Source organism: Chitinophaga sp. GbtcB8, from assembly GCF_019091455.1.
Classification (GTDB): Bacteria; Bacteroidota; Bacteroidia; order Chitinophagales; family Chitinophagaceae; genus Chitinophaga.
This window is the reverse complement of record NZ_JAGXJN010000044.1, coordinates 39,412-61,488: the sequence shown is the minus strand read 5'-3', so window position 1 is coordinate 61,488 and position 22,077 is coordinate 39,412. Positions and strand designations below refer to the sequence as shown.

Below are 22,077 nucleotides of genomic sequence, written 5' to 3'. Positions count from 1 at the left end.
TTCAGGGTTCTGCATAAAAAAATGGTGTGTTTGGTTAATTTTTGACCTTTCTTTGCAAAAATTTTGGGAACTATTATTTCCCGGAAAATCTACAGGTCTGCAATCCAATATGAAGATATTATTACTAGGTAGCGGTGGCCGGGAACATGCCCTGGCCTGGAAAATAGCACAAAGCCCTTTATGCGGGCAATTGTTCATTGCGCCGGGAAATGCCGGTACTGCGCAATTTGGGCAGAACGTGAACATTGCCGTGAGCGCGCTGGATGAGCTGAAAGCCTTTTGCCTGCAGCAGCAGATAAATATGGTGATACCGGGTTCTGAAGAACCGCTGGTAAAAGGTATCTATGACTACTTTAAGGCAGATGCTGCTTTACAGCACATACCCGTAATAGGCCCTTCACAGCTGGGCGCCCAGCTGGAAGGCAGCAAGGCTTTTGCCAAACAGTTCATGTTAAGGCATAACATACCTACCGCTGCTTACCGGGAGTTTACTGAAGAAACCTATGCAGAAGGCGTAGCCTACCTGCAGCAGCATAGCCTGCCCATAGTAATAAAAGCCGATGGGCTGGCAGCGGGCAAAGGTGTGGTGATCGTAGATTCTGCGGAGGAGGCCATTGCCGAATTCACTCATATGATCAAAGCCGCCAAGTTTGGCGATGCCAGCAAACGCGTGGTGGTAGAGCAGTTCCTTACCGGTATTGAGTGTTCCGTATTCGTGATCACAGACGGGCATAGCTACCAGCTGCTGCCTACTGCCAAAGACTATAAGCGCATTGGTGAAGGCGATACCGGTTTAAACCCCGGGGGCATGGGCGCTGTATCGCCCGTACCTTTTGCAGATAAGGAGTTTATGCAAAAGGTGGAAACCCTGATCATAAAGCCTACAGTGGCCGGTTTGGCCGCAGAAGGTATTGTATACCATGGTTTCATTTTCTTTGGATTGATCAATGTAGGCGGCCATCCCTATGTGATAGAGTACAACTGCCGCATGGGCGATCCGGAAACGGAAGTAGTGATGCCCCGTTTGCAGAACGACCTGGTAGTGCTGTTCAAAGCCGTACCCGAAGGCACTTTGGCTGCACAGGCCATACAGGAAGATGCCCGTGCCGCTGCTACGGTGATGTTAGTTTCAAAAGGCTACCCGGAAGATTATGAAAAAGGAAAAGTGATCACTAACTTGCCGGCGCAACAGCCCGGCCAGCTGGTATTCCACGCCGGTACTAAAGAAAGCAACGGGCAGCTGCTAACGAACGGAGGACGGGTACTAACGGTTACATCCTTAGCCAACAGCTTAGGGGAAGCACTGGCACTATCCAGGCAAACAGCCGGTACCATTCAGTTTGAAGGGAAGTATTATCGCCACGATATTGGATTTGAATTTATGTAATAAGGCCACCAGACGTCATATAATGATACGATAGCACGGATGTAGACAACTGATTTTTAATTACTCAGACAATTTTTCAAGGCTTACAACGTTATACCGGATCAGTCCTTGGAGCAACTGTTAGCAATGCACGCTCTACAATAAATAAGATTTTTTAATATTTAAGTGTATATTGCTCTAACATCCAATTTTTGCATCGTATATTCGTTGGAATTAATCATTTTTGCACTCTAATATTTGACCGTATCAAACAATGGGATTTTTTAACTTTTTAACGCAGGAAATAGCGATAGACCTTGGCACAGCGAACACGCTGATCATACACAATGACCAGGTAGTGGTGGATGAACCTTCCATTGTGGCAATAGAGAGAGCAAGCGGCAAAATTGTGGCTGTAGGTAAAAAGGCCATGATGATGCACGAGAAAACGCATGAGTACCTGCGTACCATACGTCCCCTTAGAGACGGTGTGATTGCGGACTTTAACGCGGCAGAAGGAATGCTCCGTGAAATGATTAAACTGGTTTATCCCAAAAAACCATTATTCTCCCCCAGCTGGCGCATGGTCATCTGTATCCCTTCCAGTATTACGGAAGTGGAGAAACGTGCCGTACGTGACTCTGCCGAACAGGCGGGCGCCAAAGAGGTATTCCTCATTCATGAACCCATGGCAGCCGCCCTGGGTATTGGCATTGATGTGGAAGAGCCGGTGGGTAACATGATCATTGACATAGGCGGTGGTACCACCGGTATATCTGTAATAGCCCTGGCCGGTATCGTTTGCGACCAGAGTATCCGTATTGCCGGTGATGAGTTCACGGCAGATATCATGGAAGCGCTGCGCCGCTACCATAGCCTGCTGATCGGTGAAAGAACCGCTGAGCAGATCAAGATCCAGATAGGTTCTGCCCTGAAGGAGCTGGATAATCCGCCGGATGATATTCCCGTGAACGGGCGTGACCTGGTAACCGGTATCCCCAAGCAGATCATGGTCTCTTACCAGGAAATTGCAGAAGCATTAGACAAATCAATTTTTAAAATAGAAGAAGCAATCCTGAAGGCGCTGGAAACAACGCCGCCAGAGCTGGCTTCCGATATTTACCGCAGGGGTTTATACCTGACCGGTGGCGGCGCATTGCTGCGTGGGTTGGATAAACGTTTGACCCAGAAGATCAAATTACCCGTGCATGTAGCAGATGATCCGCTGCGCGCAGTGGTAAGAGGTACCGGCATAGCGTTAAAGCATGTTGGTAAATATCCGTTCCTGATGCAATAGCTTTTTGTGAATATGGACAGGTGAAGAGTATATTTCGCACGCCCTTCACCTGTCCCGCTTCACGTTTCACATTATACCTTTCGCTCAAAAATGGACCGAATCTGGAAAATTATATACGGTGCGTAATCTGATCATTTTCTTAAGGCGTTACTTCAACTTCTTTTTATTTCTGCTGCTGGAAGTGATTTGTATTGTGCTGGTATTCCGGAATAATAACTTTCAGAAAACCGCCTACCTCAACTCTGCCAACAATGTAAGCGGTAAGCTGTACGACCGCTACAATAATGTACAATACTACTTTCATTTAAAAGCCACCAATGATAGCCTGGTGTCAGAGAATGCACGCCTGCATAACCTGCTGCGCTCCAGCTTTGACAGCATGCTTACCAGCAACAGCGTGGTAACAGATACCATCCGCCTTTACAGTGATGATACCATGCACCGCGTAGTAGGTACGCAAATGCGCCGGTATTTATACCGCGAGGCAAAGGTGATCAACAACTCCGTGAACCGGCCGGTGAATTACATTACTATTCACCGCGGCCGCCTGCAGGGCATACGGCCTAACATGGGCGTTATAAGCCCTACCGGTGTGGTAGGGATGGTGCGCAGCGTAAGTGATAATTATGCAGTGGTACTGTCTATGCTGGCAAAAAGCTCCGGCTCTGCCACCAGCAACTTTGGAGTAAGCGCCCGCCTTATTAAAGGCAAGGAAACCGGTACGGTGTACTGGGATGGCGCCAACCCCGGTTATGCTATTTTGCGGGATGTGCCCCGGAGTGTAAAGGTGCAGAAGGGCGATACGGTTATTACCAGCGGCTTTTCCTCCCTGTTCCCGGAAAACATACCTGTTGGTTATATTGACGAGATCTCTGTATCAGACAAGTCCAGCACCTCTTACAGCATACGCGTGAAGCTGGCCACCAACTTTTACAACCTGCAATACGTGTACGTGATCGATAACCTGTTGAAGGACGAGCAACAACAATTGGAAGATTCAATCTACAGCCTGACAAAATGAGTATCCTGTTACGAAATATCATCCGCTTTGTGCTGTTACTGTTGTTACAGGTATTTGTGCTGAACAAGATCCTGGTGCACCAGCTGGTAAGCCTGGAGATGTATATGTTGTTTATTCTGCTGCTGCCCTTTAACATTCCCCGCCCGGCCGTTATGCTGCTGGGATTGCTCATGGGACTTAGCCTGGACATGTTCATGAACACCATGGGCATACACGCTTTTGCCTGTGTGTTTATGGCATACCTGCGCCCGTTTATCATTAACATACTTTCTCCCCAGGGAGGCTTTGAAACCAATATGAAAACCCCCTCCATGATCAGTATGGGTGTATCCCAGTTCCTGACCTACATATCCATACTGGTGGTGCTGCATCACATGGCGCTGTTTACCCTGGAGGTGTTTGGCTTTGGCAACTTTGGATACCTGCTGATGAAGATCGTGTTTTCCAGCATAGCCAGCCTGGTATTGATTGTCTTGTACGAGCTGCTGTTCTTTTCTAAAAGATAATTACGAATTACGCAGTTGTTAAAAATGAGATAAAATTTAATATCACTTGTCTGTCATTCGTAATTTGTAATTGAATAATTCGTAATTTAATCTGTGCACTTCACGCTTACTTAGATGTCCGTTTATAATCAGCCCAGGAGAAGAGTTATACAGTTGATCATACTTGGAATGGTGCTGCTCATCGTTTCCAGGTTGTTCTTTTTGCAGGTAGTGGAAAAGAAATATTCCAAGCTTGCGGATGCCAACGCCGTACTGCGCAAAGTGGTGTACCCCAGCAGGGGCATTATCTTTGACCGGCAGAACCGCAGCGTGCTGCGTAATGATGTGATGTATGACCTGGTGGTAACCCCTGCCAGTGTTAAAAAAATAGATACCGCGTACCTATGCCAGATATTACAGATAGATAATACAGAATTCAGGAAACGTATTGTAAACGCCATCGTAAAGAACGGGCGCGTACGCCAGTCTGTATTTGCGCCGTTATTACCCCCGGAAATATTTGGCCGCCTGCAGGAAAGCATGTACCTGTTCCAGCCCGGCTTTGAGCTGGTGCAACGGCAGATCCGCTCTTACCCTTACTCCGCCGCGGCTAACATACTGGGTTATATTGGTGAAATTTCCCCGCAGCTGCTGGCTAAGCAAGCCTACAGCGCTTACCAGATGGGTGATTACCTGGGTATGACCGGCCTGGAAAAAAATTATGAAAGTGTGCTGATGGGCCAGCGTGGCATCCAATACCTGGTAAAAGATAACCTGAACCGCCCGCAGGGTGCATATGAAAAAGGGGAGTTTGATACAGCGGCTATTGCCGGGAAAAACCTGCGCCTGTCGCTGGATATAGACCTGCAGGTATTAGGTGAAAGGCTGATGCGTAATAAAATAGGCAGTGTAGTGGCCATTGATCCGCAAACCGGCGGCATACTGGCCATGGTAAGCAGCCCTACGTTTGATCCGAACCTGCTGTCAGGCTCCTATCGTACCAGGAACTTCAGTAAACTTTTTGTTGATACAACCAAGCCTTTGTTCAACCGTGCCATGCAGGGTACTTATCCGCCAGGCTCTTCCATGAAACCATTAACAGCGCTGGTAGCGCTGGATGAAGGGATCATTACTCCCAGCTTTGGCTACCCCTGCCGTGGGGCTTATCTTGCCTGCGGGCGTATTGCCTGTGAGCACAGTGAGCCGGGCCATGCCGCCAATCTCCGGCTGGCGATCTCCCACTCCTGTAACTCGTATTTCGTAAACCTGTACCGGTTGGCAGTAGACTCCCGGAAATGGGGCAGTGTAAAAAAAGGCCACCAACGCTGGTATGAGTACATGAGCTCCTTTGGGCTGGGGCACCGCCTGGGTGTTGATATCCCGGGAGAATATCCGGGTTATGCTATTGACACCATAGGTATGAATAAACGCTACCGGGGACAATGGAACTCCTGTACCGAGCTCTATGTAGGTATGGGACAGGGAGCCGTATCGGTAACTCCTTTGCAGATGGCAAATGCGATGTGTATTATTGCCAATCATGGTTACTATTACCTGCCGCATTTTGTTTCAAGCATTGACAATGATAATACAGACCTGCTGAAGAAATATAAAGAGAAACACGTGGTGGCAAATGTATCAGATAGCAGCTACCGGTCTGTAATATACGGTATGGAAGATGTGGTGGAAAGCGGCACCGGGCGTAACGCACAGGTAGAGGGAGTGGTCGTTTGCGGTAAAACCGGTACGGCAGAGAACAATGCTATTGTAAACGGCAAGCTCACCAAGCTGAAGAACCATGCGTTCTTCGTGGCTTTTGCACCCCGTGATAATCCTAAAATTGCGATCACCGTACTGGTAGAGAACTCCGGTTATGGTGGAACCTATGCTGCGCCTATTGCCGGACTTATGATTGAGAAGTATCTTAAAGATACTATCTCTATCAAGAAAAAACCCGTAATGAAAACCATGCTTGATTATATTACCATGGATCCTGTGATCCGTGCGAAGTCGAAGCTGGATTCCCTCAACGGAGCTACGGCGCGGATGACAGCAGAGCAAATACTCAGCGCGTATTTCCGTAATTAAAAGAACCGGTATTCAATCTCATACAACCTTGTTTTTTAACACCACTTTTTCTTTTCTTTTCATAAATTTATTTTACAACGCTTCCGAAGCGGAAGCTGCCGTAAATATAACGTTGGCATTTTATGGAAAAGCACAGCGGGATTACGGAACGGATTAGAATTATTTCTATAGTTTAAATATAATCTTAAAGTATAAGAGTCTTTCAAACGCTTACTGGTAAAGGTTATGCAAAGGAAACGATAACATAATAATAATCACCTGCTGATTTTTTTTTCGGGTTACAAAAATTATTCTATTTTTAATCCCCGAGTTAAACGCAACATTAAAGAGTGTCATATTTAAGCCTGAATAATCATTAATATTTTTTCAATTAATTTTTGCAGAAGGCAAATGGAAATATAATTTTAGATGTTGGGATCACCTTAGTTTAAAATAGCCAGCTTTATTGTTTTAACTCCTATTAAAAAGTAACCATTATTAATCCATTAATTTTAGACAATAAATGTGGGTTGCCTTAGCGATAGCTCTGTCCTTTAGAGTTAGGTAAGGGGTATCCTTATAGCCTGTTCTTAACCATCAATTACATCAACATACATTTTTTTACCACACCTTTTATTTTGTCGAAAACCCTGCCTGATAAGATCCACCATTTTATCGGGATAAGTGCTTTGTATTGCTGCAGATAGCTTTATTAGTATATCTGCATTTAACGGAGTTCTGCAAGACATAAAAAAAGGTATATCTAAACCGTACCGTTAACCGGCTATTCATTTAATATCTGCCACTTTGTGCAGTTAACCTTATTATTTAATTCCTATCATAAATCCTCTTTAACCATGACTGACTTCAGGAAAGGGTGGTATCTTTTGTATACCCTGCCGCGACAAGAGAAAAAGATATCCAGACAGCTCCTGGAAATGAATGTGACACATTACCTGCCAGTCGTTAAAACTCTACGCCAGTGGAGTGACCGGGTTAAAACATTGTATGAACCGCTCTTCCCCTCTTATCTATTCATCTATCTTCAAAATTCCCAGGATTATTTTACGGGATTAAATGCCGATGGTGTGGTTGGCTATGTGAAATTTGGCGGTAAGATTGCCCTCGTTGCTGATGCGGTAGTGAACGACCTTCGCCTGGTAGTGGGCTCAGGAGAAGCGTTGGAAGTATCTTCCATCGAATTCCAGCCGGGGCAGATGCTTATCATCGCAGAGGGCGCCTTTGCCGGCCTGCAGGGGGAAATGGTACAGCATAAGAATAAGGAAATGCTGATCATCAGAATTAATTTGCTCAAACGTAATATACTGGTAGAGTTACCGGTAGCCCAGCTAATAGGCGTTTAGACTTTAATTACGAATTGTCAATTACGAATTACGAATTAAATGCAGCGGATCTTTATAAGTTGCCCGCATTAGTGTAATGTTCCATTCGTAATTCCCTATTCCCAATCCCGTCCCTCACCCGAACCGCCAGCTTTAAAATCCAAACGTTAAAAGTGGTATCTCAATGACAAGTAATTACCGTGAAATTGCACCAACACAGTTGGATGCGGGCATTGCCCTGCCTGATGATATAACGCTGACAAGGATCGGCAACCAGTACACAAAGGCTACGTTAATAACGCCCGCACAAACTTATCCGGAGCTTAAAAGCTGGATCAGCGGGCATGTTGATTTCGTCAGATCCCTGTACCAGCAGGACCGTGTGCTTTTGTTCAAAGGATTCTCCCCCTTTAAGGAAAGGAAAGATCTTTCAGAGATCGTAGGGCTTGTTTCCGACAGTAAAGCGCTGCAGTATGCAGAACCTTCCACCCCCAGAACAAAGGTGCTGGATGATATTTACACTTCCACTGAATATCCCAAAGAACAACAAATAGCCCAGCACAACGAACATTCCTACTCTGATTTCTGGCCGAAGAAATTATTCTTTTATTGTGAGCAACCTGCTGCCAGCGGAGGGCAAACGCCTATCTGCGACAGCGCTGAGGTGTATAAGCTTATTCCTGAAGAAATATCCCGCAGGTTTGAATCCAAAGGAGGGGTCATGTATGTCCGGAACTTTACAGAAGAAATGGATATCAGGTGGCAGGACTTCTTCAACACAAATGATAAGCGGGCCGCAGAAGAATATTGTGAAGCAAGAAAAATGGGATATAAGTGGCAGGATGATGAGAAGCTGATGATCTACCAGGTTTCACAGGCGGTGCTTACTGAAAAAACGTTTGGCCGTAAGGTATGGTTTAACCAGGCGCATTTGTTCCACTATAGTAACCTGAATGAAGAGATCTCCGCTTACCTGATTGATGTATACGGAATGGAAAACCTTCCCCGCAATACTTTTTATGCTGATGGTTCGGAAATAGCGGTAGCGGATCTTGACCGGATCAGGAAAGCTTACCAGGATGCCATGTTCCGGTTTGAATGGAACAAAGGTGATCTGCTGATCATGGATAATGTAAATTTTACACATGGCCGTGATACATACAGCGGCGACAGAAGCCTGCTGGTATCCATGTCTGAAGAAGATGGCATCAGCAACTATAACGCATAACATTTCTTTCCCCATAGTTAAACACATAAAAAAGGTATTCAACGTGAAAATTCTTGGACTTAAAACAAGCCATGACGGAGCAATGGCTTTAATAGATAACGGGAAGCTGATTTTTTCATATGAAATGGAAAAATTGAATAATAACAACCGGCTGGAAACTTTTAACCTTACGCTGCCGGAAATAGACGCTATATTAAACGACTATGGTTATAACCTGCGCTCCCTGGACCTTATTGCTATAGATGGATGGAGAAATGAAAAAAGAGTGGTATTGGAATCCGTTAAAGAAGAGGACACTTCTATTCTGAAAGGCGCTAAGCTGGGGAAAGACCTTACGCTGGACCTGCAGCTGGCGCGGTATGGCGTGCTGATCTCAGAAAAGGAAAATGTGATGACGCCGCTGGATGCAAAAATTGATGCGCTTAATTTATCCTATTCCAGCTATATGCATGTTACAGGGCATCTTTTCTGTGCTTACTGCACCAGCCCTTTTGCAAAAACACAACAGGATTCATATGTACTTGTATGGGATGGTGGTATGCCTCCCCAGCTATTCTATTATCAGTATAATGAGAATAAGGTAATAAACTACGGGCCGTTGTTCCTGATGTTTGGCGGTGTTTATCCTGAATTCTCCTATGAGTTTCCCCCGTTTGACCAGTTTAAGGGCGACTACCAGACCTCCGGTAAGCTAATGGCCTACATTGCATTAGGAAAGGTAAATGAACTGCTGATGGCGGAGTTCCGCCGGATGTACTATGAGCTGGAAGCCGGGATCATTGATGATGTGAACATTAAAAATATCAATTGGGTTACCCGCCAGTTCATTGCAAGGTCAAAAGCGCTGTATGAAGAAACAGGTATCAGCAGCGAAGACCTGCTTTGCACCTTCCATGTTTTCCTGGACAATCTGCTCACAGAAAAACTAAAAGCACGCCTGGAAGGGCTTTCACATTCCATAGAGAACTTATGCTTTGTGGGGGGATGTGCGCTGAGCATTAAATGGAACAGCAGTATCCGCAACACCGGCCTTTTCAGGAATATGTGGGTGCCTCCTTTCCCTAACGATGCGGGTAGCGCCATAGGAGCTGCATGCAGCGCCATGGTAGATAAAACGGGCAAACAGGTGCTGGACTGGAATGTATATGCCGGACCTAAAATAGTTGAAAAAGGCACTGTACAGGATACCTATACAGTAAAACCTTTTTCTGTAAAAGAGCTGGCAACGCTGCTGCTTACACGGGATGAACCTGTGGTAGTGCTGAATGACAGAGCCGAGCTTGGGCCAAGGGCATTAGGTAACAGAAGCATTATTTCCACCGCAACAAATACAAAAATGAAGGCCCTGCTGAACAAAATAAAAGGCAGGGAATTTTACAGGCCTGTGGCGCCTATTTGCCTGGAAGAAAATGCCCCGGTTGTATTTACTCCCGGCAGCCCGGATCCCTATATGCTTTTTGAGCACACGGTAAGAACGGAATGGAAAGATAAAGTGCCGGCTATTGTGCACCTGGATGGCAGCGCAAGGTTACAGACCGTGAATGAAAAAGAAAATGATGTGATCTACGAATTGCTGAAGCGTTATAATGAAATGTCGGGGATACCACTTTTATGCAATACCAGCGCTAATTTCAAAGGAAAAGGTTTTTTCCCGGATGTGCACAGTGTAATGGAGTGGGATGGTGTGAACTATATCTGGAGCAATAACACCCTGTATGAAAGAAAAGAAAAACTTGCTTTGTTTGAAGACCTTTAGAAGGCACCTCATCCAACCCCGGCATATTTTCCAATTGACATAGAAAAGTATGAAAGATATAAACTCCATTGGTAAGGATCTTACGCAGGATAAGAAGCCGCAGCTTATAACTACGTCCGGTCCGGTGAGTGACAGAACGGTCCAGCAACGGGATGCGTATTGGACAGCGCAGCTGGCAGCTGAGCTTCCGGTGTTGAATTTTCCCGGTTACAGGAACAGGCAGGTTGTTAAAACATACCGTCCGGTAACGATCCGTTGTACATTTCCGGATCATATTCCGGCAGTGGCCTGGTCCCAGGGGAACCGCAGTAAATTATTTGCCCTCCTGGTGGCGGGCGTAAATATCCTGTTGCAGAAGTATACCCGCCAGTATGATATTATCATCGGTACCCTTAGTGATAACATGGGCATGCCGGGAAACGACGATCTTGCCGCCCACACGCTGCTGATCAGGTCGCGGATGGATAAGAACACCCCTGTAAAACAATGGCTGAACCAGCAGCAGCAAATACTGCAGGATGCTTATGAACACCAGCAGCAGCTGCACGCAGGAACACCGGAGGTATTTGTAATATTAAAAGAATATACTGACCTGGCAGCTGCACCGGCCGGGGACATCTGTTTCAGCTTCAGCGATGCCGGGGCACTGGCGCTGGAGGTCACCTATAATGCTGATGCCTGCGAGCAGCAGATAATGGAACAGCTGCCGGGGCACTATATCCAAATATTATCGGGTATGCTGGCTGATGAGGATATAACGGTTAAGGACATAGGTTATCTCACAAAGCAGGAAACAGCGTCACTGCTGGTATTTGGTGAAGCAGGTACCGATAATGATACAACAGCAACGATCATAGACCTGTTTCAAAAACAGGCTGCGGAAAAGCCAGGCCACACTGCTGTGATAGCAGAGGGTAATACCCTTACCTACCAGCAGCTGAATGAACGGTCGGACCTGCTGGCGCATTACCTGGTTCATAAGGGGGTGCACAGGAATGACCGTGTTTTCCTGTGCTTTAATCATGCAATGGACAGATCCATTATAGGCATGCTGGGAATTATGAAAACAGGCGCTACCTATGTGCCGGTTGATTCCGATCTGCCGGCAGAGCGGATTGCCTACCTGGTAGCTGATACAGCAGCCGTCTTTGTTGTTACCAATAACATAGATGCAGCCGTTTTTGCAGATCTCCCGGTTCAGATCATTAACCTGGATGAACCTATACTGGATGAACCTATAGAGGCGCCTCAACCTGCTGATCACAGAAAGATCAGCCCGGATGATCATGCCTATATTATTTACACTTCAGGCACCACCGGTGATCCTAAAGGTGTAATGATCACCCATCAGAACCTGTCGGATTATTTTTACGGGCTGAATAAAAAAACAGGGATAGGGCAAAACCGTACCAGCGCCCTGATGTCTACCCTGGCTACAGACCTTGGTAATACAGTACTTTTCAGCGCTTTGATATATGGGAACACCCTGCATCTGTTCTCAAAAGATGCATTGAGGAATGCCGAATACCTGCATCGCTATTTTAATGAGCATACTATTGATTGTATTAAAATAGTGCCCACATATTGGAAATCGCTGGAACTAAAAGGCAGCTTCATTCTGCCTGCCAAACTGATCATCTTTGGCGGAGAAGAATTGCCTGCGGATATTGTACAGAAAATAAGGCGTTTACAACCGGGTATCCGCATTATTAACCATTATGGCCCTACGGAAACAACGATCGGTAAACTATTGTATGAGATAAAAGCAGATCCCCCTCAGTCCCTTATTCCTATTGGAAAACCTTTCTCCGGCACCACGATCTATATTGTGGATGAAGAGCTGGAGCTTTGCGCCAAAGGCATATGGGGAGAGCTGCTCATAGGCGGGAAAGGTGTTTTCAGCGGTTACCTGAATAACCCCTCACTCACTAAAGAAAAATGTATTGAAAATAAATTCAGGGGAACCAAAGAACGTCTTTACCGCAGCGGCGACCTGGTAAGAATAAATGCAGCAGGAGAAATAGAATTTGCTTCCCGGCTGGATAACCAGGTAAAGATACAGGGTTACAGGATAGAACCGGCCGGGATAGCGGCCATCATAGCCAGGCATGCTGCTGTGCGGCAATGTTATGTAGGTGTAATGGAAAATGAGCAGGGTGTGAAAACACTGGCAGCCTACCTGGAAACACGGGAAGGTTATTCGGAAGAAGCATTAAAGGAATACCTGAAGAACAATTTTCCTGCTTATATGATCCCTTCCTTTTTGATAAAGGTGCCGGCATTACCTATGACCTCAAATGGTAAGATCAACAAACAGCAATTACCTGCCATTGAACAGCTGAAAGCTACCGCGGGATTTGAAAAGCCCCAGGATGAGATACAACAGGCGCTCATAGGCATACTGGAAGAGATCTTTAACAGGGAGCGTATTAGTATTAACGACAACTTCTTTGTGCTGGGCGGCGATTCTATTAAATCTATACAGGTAGTATCAAGACTCAGGCAACGCGGTTATATCCTGCATCTGAAGGAAATTATCAAAAATCCGGTTATCCGGGATTTTGCAGCCCAGGTAAAGATCAGCGCGCCTGTTAAGCCTAAAGAAGATCTGTTTTCGGGCACTATCCCGTTCTCCCCTATCCAGCTATATTTTTTTGAGAATAAGCGGGGCGATTATAATCACTATAACCAATCCGTAATCCTTTATGGAAAAGAGCTGCGGGAAGACTATCTCAGCAAGACTTTTGATGAGCTGGTAAAATATCACGATACATTAAGGATAAGATATGCGGAGGAAGGAGCCGGGCAATGGAAGCAGTATTACAGCAATGCTTTTCCAGCTTATGTATTTACCAGTGTTCCCTATACAGACGAAGCATCTTTTTACAACAAAATGAATGAACAGAGCAGGAGCCTGGATATACAACAGGGCCCGCTCATCCGCTTATGCCTGTTTAAAGGGGTGGAGCAGGACCGCTTGCTGATCGTTATTCACCATCTGCTGGCAGACGGCGTTTCTTTCAGGATATTGACGGAAGACCTGTCCAGCTTATACCGGAAACAAGCGGCCGGCTCCGGGTTTGAGCTGAAGCATAAAAGCAGCTCTCTGAAAGAGTGGCAGACAAAGCTGCTGGAATATGCAAAGCAGGGAACGCTGGCTAAGGAAGCCGCTTATTGGGAACAGGTAGATAAAAGCAAGTTTGACAGGATCCGGGAAAACAGCCGAAGTGTACCGAATACCATTGCAGACAGAAAGAAGCGCTTGCTGGCATTTGAAACATCCCATACGAACGATCTGCTGACAAAGTGTTACAGGAAATATAACACGGAGATCAATGAAATACTGGTTACTGCTTTATACCTGAGTCTTCATGAAGTATTTAACCTGCAAAAGATATTGATGCACATGGAAGGGCACGGCCGGGAAGATATCGGGTATGAGCTGGATGTATCCGGCACGCTGGGATGGTTCACCTCCATTTTTCCCGTTTACTTTGACCAGATAACCCCCGGGGATCCCGTGGCCATGCTGCTGCGGGTAAAAGAGCACCTGAATGCGGTGCCGGGTAAAGGAATGGGATACGGCCTGCTGAAGTACCTGCAAAAACAACCACTGAACGTACAGCCGGAAATTACTTTTAATTACCTGGGCGATCTCTCATCCGGTTTGAATAATTACCAGGAGGATGCTGTTTTTCAGCAGGTGAAATTTAACTACCAGGACGCTTCCGGGCTGATAACCTTTAATGATGTCCTCAACTTTACCGGTGTAATAGAACAGCAGCAGCTGTGCATATACATCCATTATAACCAGCTGTTGTTTTCCGAAGAGGAAATTAACATGTTAAGCCATTCTTATAAAAAGCACCTGCTAATGATCATAGACCATATCATTCAAGCTTAACCGGAAGGTGAAAATTGTATACCATATATGGAAAAGATAAAAGAGATCCGGCGCCTGCCTGTTGAGGAACAACAGCAGATACTGGTTGATTTTAATAATACAACAACGGCTTACCCGCAGGATAAAACAGTAACAGACCTGTTTGAAGAACAAGTGTTGTTACATCCCGGCCATACCGCCATTGTAACAGATAATGGCGCCATCACGTATGAGGCGCTGAACAGCACTGCTAACCAGCTGGCCGCCTACATACAGCACCGGCATGGGGTAAAGCCGGGAGCGGTGATCGCTGTGCAGCTGAAAAGAAGCGAGCACCTCATCATGGCCATATTAGCCATCCTGAAATCCGGCGCCATCTATATGCCGGTGGATAATAATATGCCGGAGAAAAGGAAGGAATATATTAAAGCAGACAGCGGTTATACGTTACTGATAGACAGCGGGCTTTTTAGCGCATTTGCTGCTGATAAAGCCGCTTTTTCTGCTGAGGATCCCCCGCGCGCATCCCAGCCGGGTGATGTAGCTTATATTATTTATACTTCCGGCACCACCGGGCAACCCAAGGGTACGCTGATAGAACATCATTCGCTGGTGAACAGGTTATGCTGGATGCAGAAACAATACACATTATCGGCAGCAGATACCATTCTGCAGAAAACATCCAACTCTTTTGATGTATCTGTGTGGGAGCTGTTATGGTGGGCCGTTATGGGAGCAAAAGTATATTTTCTGCCGGATGGTTATGAAAGAGATCCGGAGCAGATAGCACTGCATATAGAACGTTATGGCATCAGCGTAGTGCATTTTGTACCCTCCATGCTGGTGCGGTTCCTTGACTTCCTGGAAAATAATCCCGCATATGCGCTGGGCAGCCTGCAACGCGTATATGCAAGCGGAGAAGCATTAACGCCCAGGTTAAATCAGCAGTTTCATGAGCTGATAAAACAAACAAAGCTGGTGAACCTGTATGGACCTACGGAAGCAACCATAGACGTAACCTGTTTTGAATGTAAGCAGGGATTGAATATTATTCCTATCGGCAAACCGATTGATAATACAAGGATCTATATACTGGATGATAACAGGGAGCTGGTGCCGGTTGGTAAAGAGGGCAGGATATTCCTGGCAGGCGCGGGCCTGTCAAGAGGTTACCTGAATAAGCCTGAATTGACCGCACAACGTTTTATAGCCGATCCCTTTTTTGCCGGAGAACGTATGTACGACACCGGAGATCTGGGAAAATGGATGCCTGACGGAAACATTATCTATTTGGGCCGGGACGATGACCAGGTGAAGATCAGGGGATTCAGGATAGAGCCGGGCGAGATCAGTAATACACTCGAAAGCCTGCAGGGGGTGGGTGTAGCGCATGTGCTGCACCTGGAGGAAAAGCTGGTGGCATTCATTGTGCCGGACAGCCCGGCGCCCATTGCGGATCATACGGCATTGGAAAACTACCTGAGGGCGGAGCTGTTACAGATACTACCGGATTATATGCTGCCGCATTATTTCTGCCTGGTGAAGGAGATCCCCGTTGGGGCTACCGGAAAAGCTGACAAAAAACAGCTGGCCCGCATCTTTGAAGAAAGGAAAGCAGCTGCTCCGGCAAGGAACCACATAACACAACTGACGCCGGCCAGCCGTATTATGACAGAGATATGGTCGGCCGTATTAGGGGTGCCTGTTGAAGCCATAGATCCTGAACAGAGCTTTATTGAGCAGGGCGGCGATTCCCTGTCTATGCTAAAGGTAGTGGCTATGTGCAAAAAGAAAGGTTATTCCATTACCGTAAAGAGTTTCCTGGATGCACCCTACGTTAATTTTCTTGATAAAGCAGTAAGCAGCAAAAAGGAAAGCGCAGCTGTTACACAAGGCCCCTTTGTGTTATCTCCCATCCAGCAGTTCTTCTTTGATCATAACCGGCAGGGATCGCAATTCCTGATGCACGCTTCTTACTACCTGCAACCGGCATTCAGCCTGGAGGGTATCCGTAAAAGCCTGGATGCGGTAACGGAAAAACATGACACGTTCCGGCTGCGGTTCAAAAAGGAAAAAGGACAATGGCGTCAGCAATATGAAGCTGTTACTATTAATTATACGCTGGAAACAACGGCGGCCGGACAGGATGAAAAGAGCCTGCAAGAGCGGATAGGTCACGCCATGAAAGTGATCAATATTGAGAAAGGGCCCTTACTCTATGCCGGGATATTCTTTGAACAGGAACGCCCTGTGCTGTTCCTGGCCTGCCATCACCTGATCATGGATATGGTATCGTGGAAACTATTTATTGAAGACCTGCAGTACAATTATTATGAACAATTATAAACACTGGATATTAGAGAACCAGAAAGCAGTGAATGTACTGCTGGAACAGGAGCTGGACTACTGGGTAGCCCAGGTGGATGGTGGTGAGCTTCCCGAAAGAATAGAAGCCGGCATTCCTCATTCCGCTATGGTAAAAGTGCCGGTAGGCCGGGCAATGGGGGGTGTGGCCCTTCAGAATATCACCATCACGGCAATATTATATGCCTTACATGAGCTAACCCTGGAAGATGCATTTGTTATATACCGGGAAGGGCATGGCCGCAATGCGCTTACAGATTATGACGTGTCTGATACCATTGGCTGGTTTACCTGCAAATACCCTACTAAGTATAGGATGGTTCCCGGCAGTATCAGCCGTACATTGGAAGGAATTGCAGCTGCGAATAATGCGGTTCCTAATGGAGGGGTAGGGTTTGACGTATTGAAATATTATGGCCCGGTATATATCAACCGGCAGCTGGAATGTGCTGACCGCATATTGTTCAACTACCTGGGCGATATTGGTTTTAATACGGATGCTCCTGCTGATGACCGGTTGCTCTTATCCGCCCATTCCGGTTTTGCAGCTACCTTTCAGGGGAATGCCGGCAGCCTGTATGCATTGAATATAAACGCATGGCTTGATAACAAGGTATTACATTGCCAGCTGGCCATAGCCCCGGAAATGGGGCTGGACAGCGAAAAGGGTGCGCTTTTTATTACCCTGGTACAGCAGTATATAGAAACACTGCTCGTAAGGGATAAGGCAGCGGAGCATGTACCGGTTACTCCTTTTCAGCGGGGACTGATCAGCTATGTGTTTAACCATCCGGAGAACAAGAGTTATATTAACCAGAACAGCTTTGAGACAACAGAAGATATTTCTTTCAGCTTTCTGCGTGAAGTATGCCGGCTGCTGACCACGAAGTATGAAATTCTCAGAACCTGTTATGACTTTGATTATAATACGGGTGAGTTCATTGCCACCGTACTGCCCGCAGGCACCCTGAACTGTGAATACTTTGAGGCAGGTGATACCGCTTCCCTGCAGCACCTGCTGATCCATATCAAACAGCAGGGTTTTGATATAGCCAGGGAGCCGCTGATCCGGTTCTCGCTGATCAGAACCGGCAATGGGAAATGTGTTGTGGTTATCACCAGCCATCATATTATTATTGATGGCACATCCGTGATGCACATCTTTAAGGAGCTGCTGGATATAGCGGACAGGCTGCGTGCAGGAAAGGAAGTGATAACCACCATTCCTGAAGAGCTGAAATTTTCTACCTACGCCCGCTGGATCAGCGGAAAGAATGAGCAGGAAGCGCTCACCTATTGGAAAACACTGCTGTCTGATGTAAAGCCAACATTGCTGGAGGAGAAAACTACCGGGGAAACAGAGTTCCCGGAAAATCCTTTCTCTGACCTGGAGCTGCACTTTGATCTCAATGCAGGCTCACTGGCGGTTTTAAAAAGCCAGCATATTACCCTGGCGGCTGCATTGAATTATATCACGGGTTTCATTCTTTCCAGGTACTGCGGGAAAGATGCCTTTATATGGGGGAATACGGTAACTGTGCGCCCGTTTGAGCTAAATGATATGGAAACCATCATTGGCCCCTGTATTTCCACCATCCCGGTAAAGATGCATTTTAATACAGGGCAGTCTTTGCTGGAAGGGATCAAGGCGTTGCAGATCCAGCTGATAGAATCACAGGAATACGCTTATCTGTCCCTGAATGATATTGCCCGGGCGGCCGGACATGCGCAGCTGTTCAGCGTTTCCTATGTATACCAGAATTTTATCAGGACCGGCACCGGCGCCGGGCAGCAGGACCTTTCACTGAAACATTTATCAACAGATGCCAACATCTCTTCCCATTTCCCGGTAAACCTGCTGCTGGTAGAGGGCGATGGACAGCTGGGTATTAAGACGAGATACCGGAATGATAATTTTACCAGCCACCTGGTAAAGGATATTTGCCAGGCCATTGTATCTGTATTCAACCGGCTGGATATTGTAAAGAGCTTACCGGATAACGGTATAAATGTATTTGAGGCAGGCGGCCTTAAAAGTTCCAGGTTGCAGGGAAACGTTCCTGCAGCGGGGGGGAGTACCCTGCACGGCGCATTTATGAAAGCTGCCGCTGTTTTCCCTGACCGTATTGCAGTGAGAGATATCAGCAGGGAGGTTACTTACCGCGAGCTGAATGCCATGAGCAACCGCATATTTGAGCTGCTGACCAGACATGATATTTCCGGTGCAGTAGGCGTGCGGATGAAACGTTCCGTTAACCTCATTGCCGTGATCATAGGCGCCCTGAAAGCAGGCTGCCATATTGTAAGCCTGGAGCATGATTTTCCTGATGAGAAAGTAGAATGGATCCATAAGACCATAGGTTTGAGTGCTGTTTTTACAGATATGGATACCTTGTTAAAAACAGCCGGCCGGGTTTTTGCCATCGGCCAAATAGATCCCCTGGAATCTTATGAGGCGGTTCCACACGCGGATCCTTCTTCCCTGTGCTGCATAAACTATACTTCCGGTTCTACCGGCGTACCCAAGCTGGTAAAGATCGATCATACCGGTCATATGAACCGGGTATCCTGGCTAAGCGGAACTTTTCCGGCAACTGCAGAGGATACCTATGGGTTTAAGACGCTGCTGTGTTTTGGCCCTTCACTGCGTGAAGTATTTGAGCCGCTTGCACAGGGCAGCACTTTATTTGTTTATTCAAATGAATCCAATAATAATCCTGCGCTGTTCCATGAGCAAACCACAAAATACAAGGTAAGCAGGTTGTTCCTGACGCCTACTTTTTTGCGCTTGCTGTATGATTGCGAACTACAGGAAGCACTGGCTCCTTTAAGATACCTGGAGATCAGCGGAGAGCCCATTGCCGTTACGCTTTTTGAAAGATTAAAAAAAGATTTCCCGCAGATAAGGATCGTAGGCAGGTATGGCGCCACCGAAGCACCCGGCACCGTTTATTTTACCGGGGATAATCCTGGCAGCAGAAGGAACCTGCCGTTGGGGAGGCCTATACAACATACAGCCATTGCTGTGCTGGATGAGCATAGGAAAATATTGCCCGTTGGTATTATAGGGGAGATAGGCATAACCGGGGAAAGTATTTCTACCGGGTATATTAATAAAGAGCTGGAAACAGACAGCTTTGTAGAAGTGGATGGAGAACGTTATGTTAAAACCGGCGACCTTGGTTATGTGAACCATGAAGGCATTCTTATTTTCCAAAGCAGGAAAACAAGAATGGTAAAGATCAGGGGATTCCGTGTAGAACCTACTGAGATCGAGTTCAACCTTACACAGCACCCTGCCCTGAAGAAGGCAATTGTTGTACCTGTGGTAAGCAGCGGCAATACGCGGATCACTGCTTTTTATATGAAGAACAGCGAAGTAACGGGAAAAGAGCTCAGATCCTTTCTTGAAAAGAAGATACCTCCCTATATGATCCCGCATGAGTTTACAGAGATAGACGCCGTGCCGCTGACAGACAGCGGGAAGGTTGACTTTGTAAAGCTGGCGCAGCGTGCAGGCACAAAAGCACAGGGTGAAATGCGGCCACCGGAAGCAGGTATTGAAAAGGACCTTTATAATATTATCAGCAGCTTGCTGGACAACAGGCCGTTCGATATCTTATCCAATTTCTTTGAAATAGGCATGGATTCCATACTGGCGCTGAAAGCTGTTTACAGGATAAGAAAGCAGCTGGCGCCAGCCATAACAGTAACAGACCTGTACCTGCAACCTACCATTAAAGAGCTGGCAGCCTTTATTACGCGCAGGCCGCATAGCTCCCCTGCAAATGAAGAGCGGTTCTATTTCATTAATTACAATGAGCAAAATGAGCTTCTGTTCTTTGTACTGCCTATAGGGAACACCCAGTTTGATATAAATACCCTGGAAAAGGCCGTGCCCGGGCATGTTACGCTGGTAATATTAAGATCCGTGAGCGCAGAAGATGCTATGCAGTCGTCTATAGAAAAAATAGCGGCTGATTACATTCAGCTCATAGAAAAGATCAATAAAGGCAGGAAAGTGCATATCAGTGGCTGGTCGCTGGGTGCTACTATTGCTTACGAAATAGCGGTGCAGCTTGAAAAAGCAGGCACGCAGATCGGTGCTGTACTGTTGTTTGATCCCGGTTTCTATTTGCCTGAATATGATATGAACCTCACAAAAGAAAAGCTGGGAAATATCCTGGACAGCCAGTTGGAAGGAAGTAACCGGGCAGATGCTGAGATCCGGGAAAGGATCCTGACAGATATGCTGGGGGCCAACCAGCTGATCGTTCATTATAAACCGGGTACTTACAGGGGAACGATGCAGCTGTTCAAACCTGTACAGATCCGCGAAGGAGAACGTAACTACAGCAGGCCGCAGAACGGGCTGCAGGGCGATATCCATATCACCAGCATAGAAGGCAACCACATGAATATGCTGGGCAATGCACAGCGCAATAAACAGATCATCCAGGAATTTATATTGCAGGAGGAAGCAACGCGATGAAGGAACAATTATTTATGCTGCATTTTTCCGGGGGAAGTATTTACTCCTTCAGAAGAATGTTCGATAAGCTGAACGATTTTTTTACAACGGAACCGGTTGAGCTGCCCGGCAGGGGTATGCGCTTCGCAGAAGAGCTGATCTCAGACCGGCAGGCTGCTGTGAATGACCTGTTACAGCAGATCCTGGAAAAAAGGAATGGGCAGCCATTCTATATTTATGGGCATAGCCTTGGCGCAGAAATGGGATTGCTGGTAACTCAGCAGCTGGAACGGCTGAACGACGGACCGGCTTACCTGGTCGTATCCGGCAATCCCGGTCCCAATGTACGGGATGAGAAACTGTATAATGTACCCTCTTCCTATTTCTGGGAGAAGTTAAATGAATGGGGAGGCGTATCCGCAGAAATACTTGCCAACACAGAGCTGACGGAAGTGTTTGAACCGATCTTAAGAGCTGACTTTGGGATACTGGAAAAAGATACCGCACCTATTACCGGCAGGATCCATACACCTGTACTGGCGCTGATGGGAAGTGAGGAGAAGAATGTGCATAAGATCCTGAACTGGAAAGAGTATGTAAATGGCGCATTTTCCCACCGTATCTTATCCGGTAACCATTTTTTCATCTACGACCATATTAATACCGTTTGTGAAATGATCATTAACTGTAAGAGAACGCTCTCTGCCAGCCGCTCCGGTAACTAATTCCTTTTGTTTTGATCTGATCTTAACCGATCCTGTTTTTTATAATGGCCGGGCCAGAAGCCTGTGCTGTT

At 46.6% G+C, this 22,077-nt stretch carries 12 protein-coding genes; all 12 read left to right on the top strand.

Annotated features, from left to right (window positions below; all coding sequences use genetic code 11):
* Positions 1–109 precede the first annotated feature (109 nt).
* A complete protein-coding gene (purD, locus tag KVT36_RS27555; RefSeq protein WP_217606663.1) occupies positions 110–1,387 on the top strand; it encodes a phosphoribosylamine--glycine ligase in 1,278 nt (425 codons plus the stop codon).
* Positions 1,388–1,640: 253 nt separating this feature from the next.
* Entirely contained in the window at positions 1,641–2,663 is a 1,023-nt protein-coding gene (locus KVT36_RS27550) for a rod shape-determining protein (RefSeq protein ID WP_217606662.1), read from the top strand.
* Positions 2,664–2,781: 118 nt separating this feature from the next.
* Positions 2,782–3,684, top strand: a complete 903-nt coding sequence (gene mreC, locus KVT36_RS27545; RefSeq protein ID WP_217606661.1) for a rod shape-determining protein MreC — start codon at positions 2,782–2,784, stop codon at positions 3,682–3,684.
* A complete protein-coding gene (locus tag KVT36_RS27540) occupies positions 3,681–4,190 on the top strand; it encodes a rod shape-determining protein MreD (RefSeq protein WP_217606660.1) in 510 nt (169 codons plus the stop codon). Before mreC ends, KVT36_RS27540 begins: the two co-directional genes overlap by 4 nt.
* Before the next feature lie 114 nt (positions 4,191–4,304).
* Positions 4,305–6,257 (top strand): penicillin-binding protein 2, encoded by a 1,953-nt coding sequence (gene mrdA, locus KVT36_RS27535; RefSeq protein ID WP_217606659.1) that lies wholly within the window; start codon positions 4,305–4,307, stop codon positions 6,255–6,257.
* Between the two features lie 836 nt (positions 6,258–7,093).
* Positions 7,094–7,600: a transcription termination/antitermination protein NusG gene (locus KVT36_RS27530; protein ID WP_217606658.1), complete on the top strand. Its 507-nt coding sequence runs from the start codon at positions 7,094–7,096 to the stop codon at positions 7,598–7,600.
* A gap of 163 nt (positions 7,601–7,763) precedes the next feature.
* Positions 7,764–8,807 (top strand): TauD/TfdA family dioxygenase, encoded by a 1,044-nt coding sequence (locus KVT36_RS27525; protein WP_217606657.1) that lies wholly within the window; start codon positions 7,764–7,766, stop codon positions 8,805–8,807.
* Positions 8,725–10,563, top strand: a complete 1,839-nt coding sequence (locus KVT36_RS27520) for a carbamoyltransferase N-terminal domain-containing protein (protein WP_368670054.1) — start codon at positions 8,725–8,727, stop codon at positions 10,561–10,563. The genes KVT36_RS27525 and KVT36_RS27520 overlap by 83 nt, the downstream gene beginning before the upstream one ends.
* A gap of 49 nt (positions 10,564–10,612) precedes the next feature.
* Complete coding sequence (locus tag KVT36_RS27515) at positions 10,613–14,467, top strand: non-ribosomal peptide synthetase (RefSeq protein ID WP_217606655.1); 3,855 nt, start codon at positions 10,613–10,615, stop codon at positions 14,465–14,467.
* Between the two features lie 27 nt (positions 14,468–14,494).
* A complete protein-coding gene (locus tag KVT36_RS27510) occupies positions 14,495–16,792 on the top strand; it encodes a non-ribosomal peptide synthetase (RefSeq protein ID WP_217606654.1) in 2,298 nt (765 codons plus the stop codon).
* A complete protein-coding gene (locus KVT36_RS27505; RefSeq protein ID WP_217606653.1) occupies positions 16,779–21,302 on the top strand; it encodes a condensation domain-containing protein in 4,524 nt (1,507 codons plus the stop codon). The genes KVT36_RS27510 and KVT36_RS27505 overlap by 14 nt, the downstream gene beginning before the upstream one ends.
* Complete coding sequence (locus tag KVT36_RS27500; protein ID WP_217606652.1) at positions 21,299–22,006, top strand: thioesterase II family protein; 708 nt, start codon at positions 21,299–21,301, stop codon at positions 22,004–22,006. Before KVT36_RS27505 ends, KVT36_RS27500 begins: the two co-directional genes overlap by 4 nt.
* The last annotated feature ends 71 nt before the right edge of the window (positions 22,007–22,077 follow it).

Bases quoted from the DNA above. Each gene is read 5' to 3' on its own strand.
- purD (WP_217606663.1), top strand. From the start codon at position 110: ATGAAGATATTATTACTAGGTAGCGGTGGCCGGGAACATGCCCTGGCC.
- KVT36_RS27550 (WP_217606662.1), top strand. From the start codon at position 1,641: ATGGGATTTTTTAACTTTTTAACGCAGGAAATAGCGATAGACCTTGGC.
- KVT36_RS27540 (WP_217606660.1), top strand. From the start codon at position 3,681: ATGAGTATCCTGTTACGAAATATCATCCGCTTTGTGCTGTTACTGTTG.
- mrdA (WP_217606659.1), top strand. From the start codon at position 4,305: ATGTCCGTTTATAATCAGCCCAGGAGAAGAGTTATACAGTTGATCATA.
- KVT36_RS27530 (WP_217606658.1), top strand. From the start codon at position 7,094: ATGACTGACTTCAGGAAAGGGTGGTATCTTTTGTATACCCTGCCGCGA.
- KVT36_RS27525 (WP_217606657.1), top strand. From the start codon at position 7,764: ATGACAAGTAATTACCGTGAAATTGCACCAACACAGTTGGATGCGGGC.
- KVT36_RS27520 (WP_368670054.1), top strand. From the start codon at position 8,725: ATGGCCGTGATACATACAGCGGCGACAGAAGCCTGCTGGTATCCATGT.
- KVT36_RS27515 (WP_217606655.1), top strand. From the start codon at position 10,613: ATGAAAGATATAAACTCCATTGGTAAGGATCTTACGCAGGATAAGAAG.
- KVT36_RS27510 (WP_217606654.1), top strand. From the start codon at position 14,495: ATGGAAAAGATAAAAGAGATCCGGCGCCTGCCTGTTGAGGAACAACAG.
- KVT36_RS27505 (WP_217606653.1), top strand. From the start codon at position 16,779: ATGAACAATTATAAACACTGGATATTAGAGAACCAGAAAGCAGTGAAT.
- KVT36_RS27500 (WP_217606652.1), top strand. From the start codon at position 21,299: ATGAAGGAACAATTATTTATGCTGCATTTTTCCGGGGGAAGTATTTAC.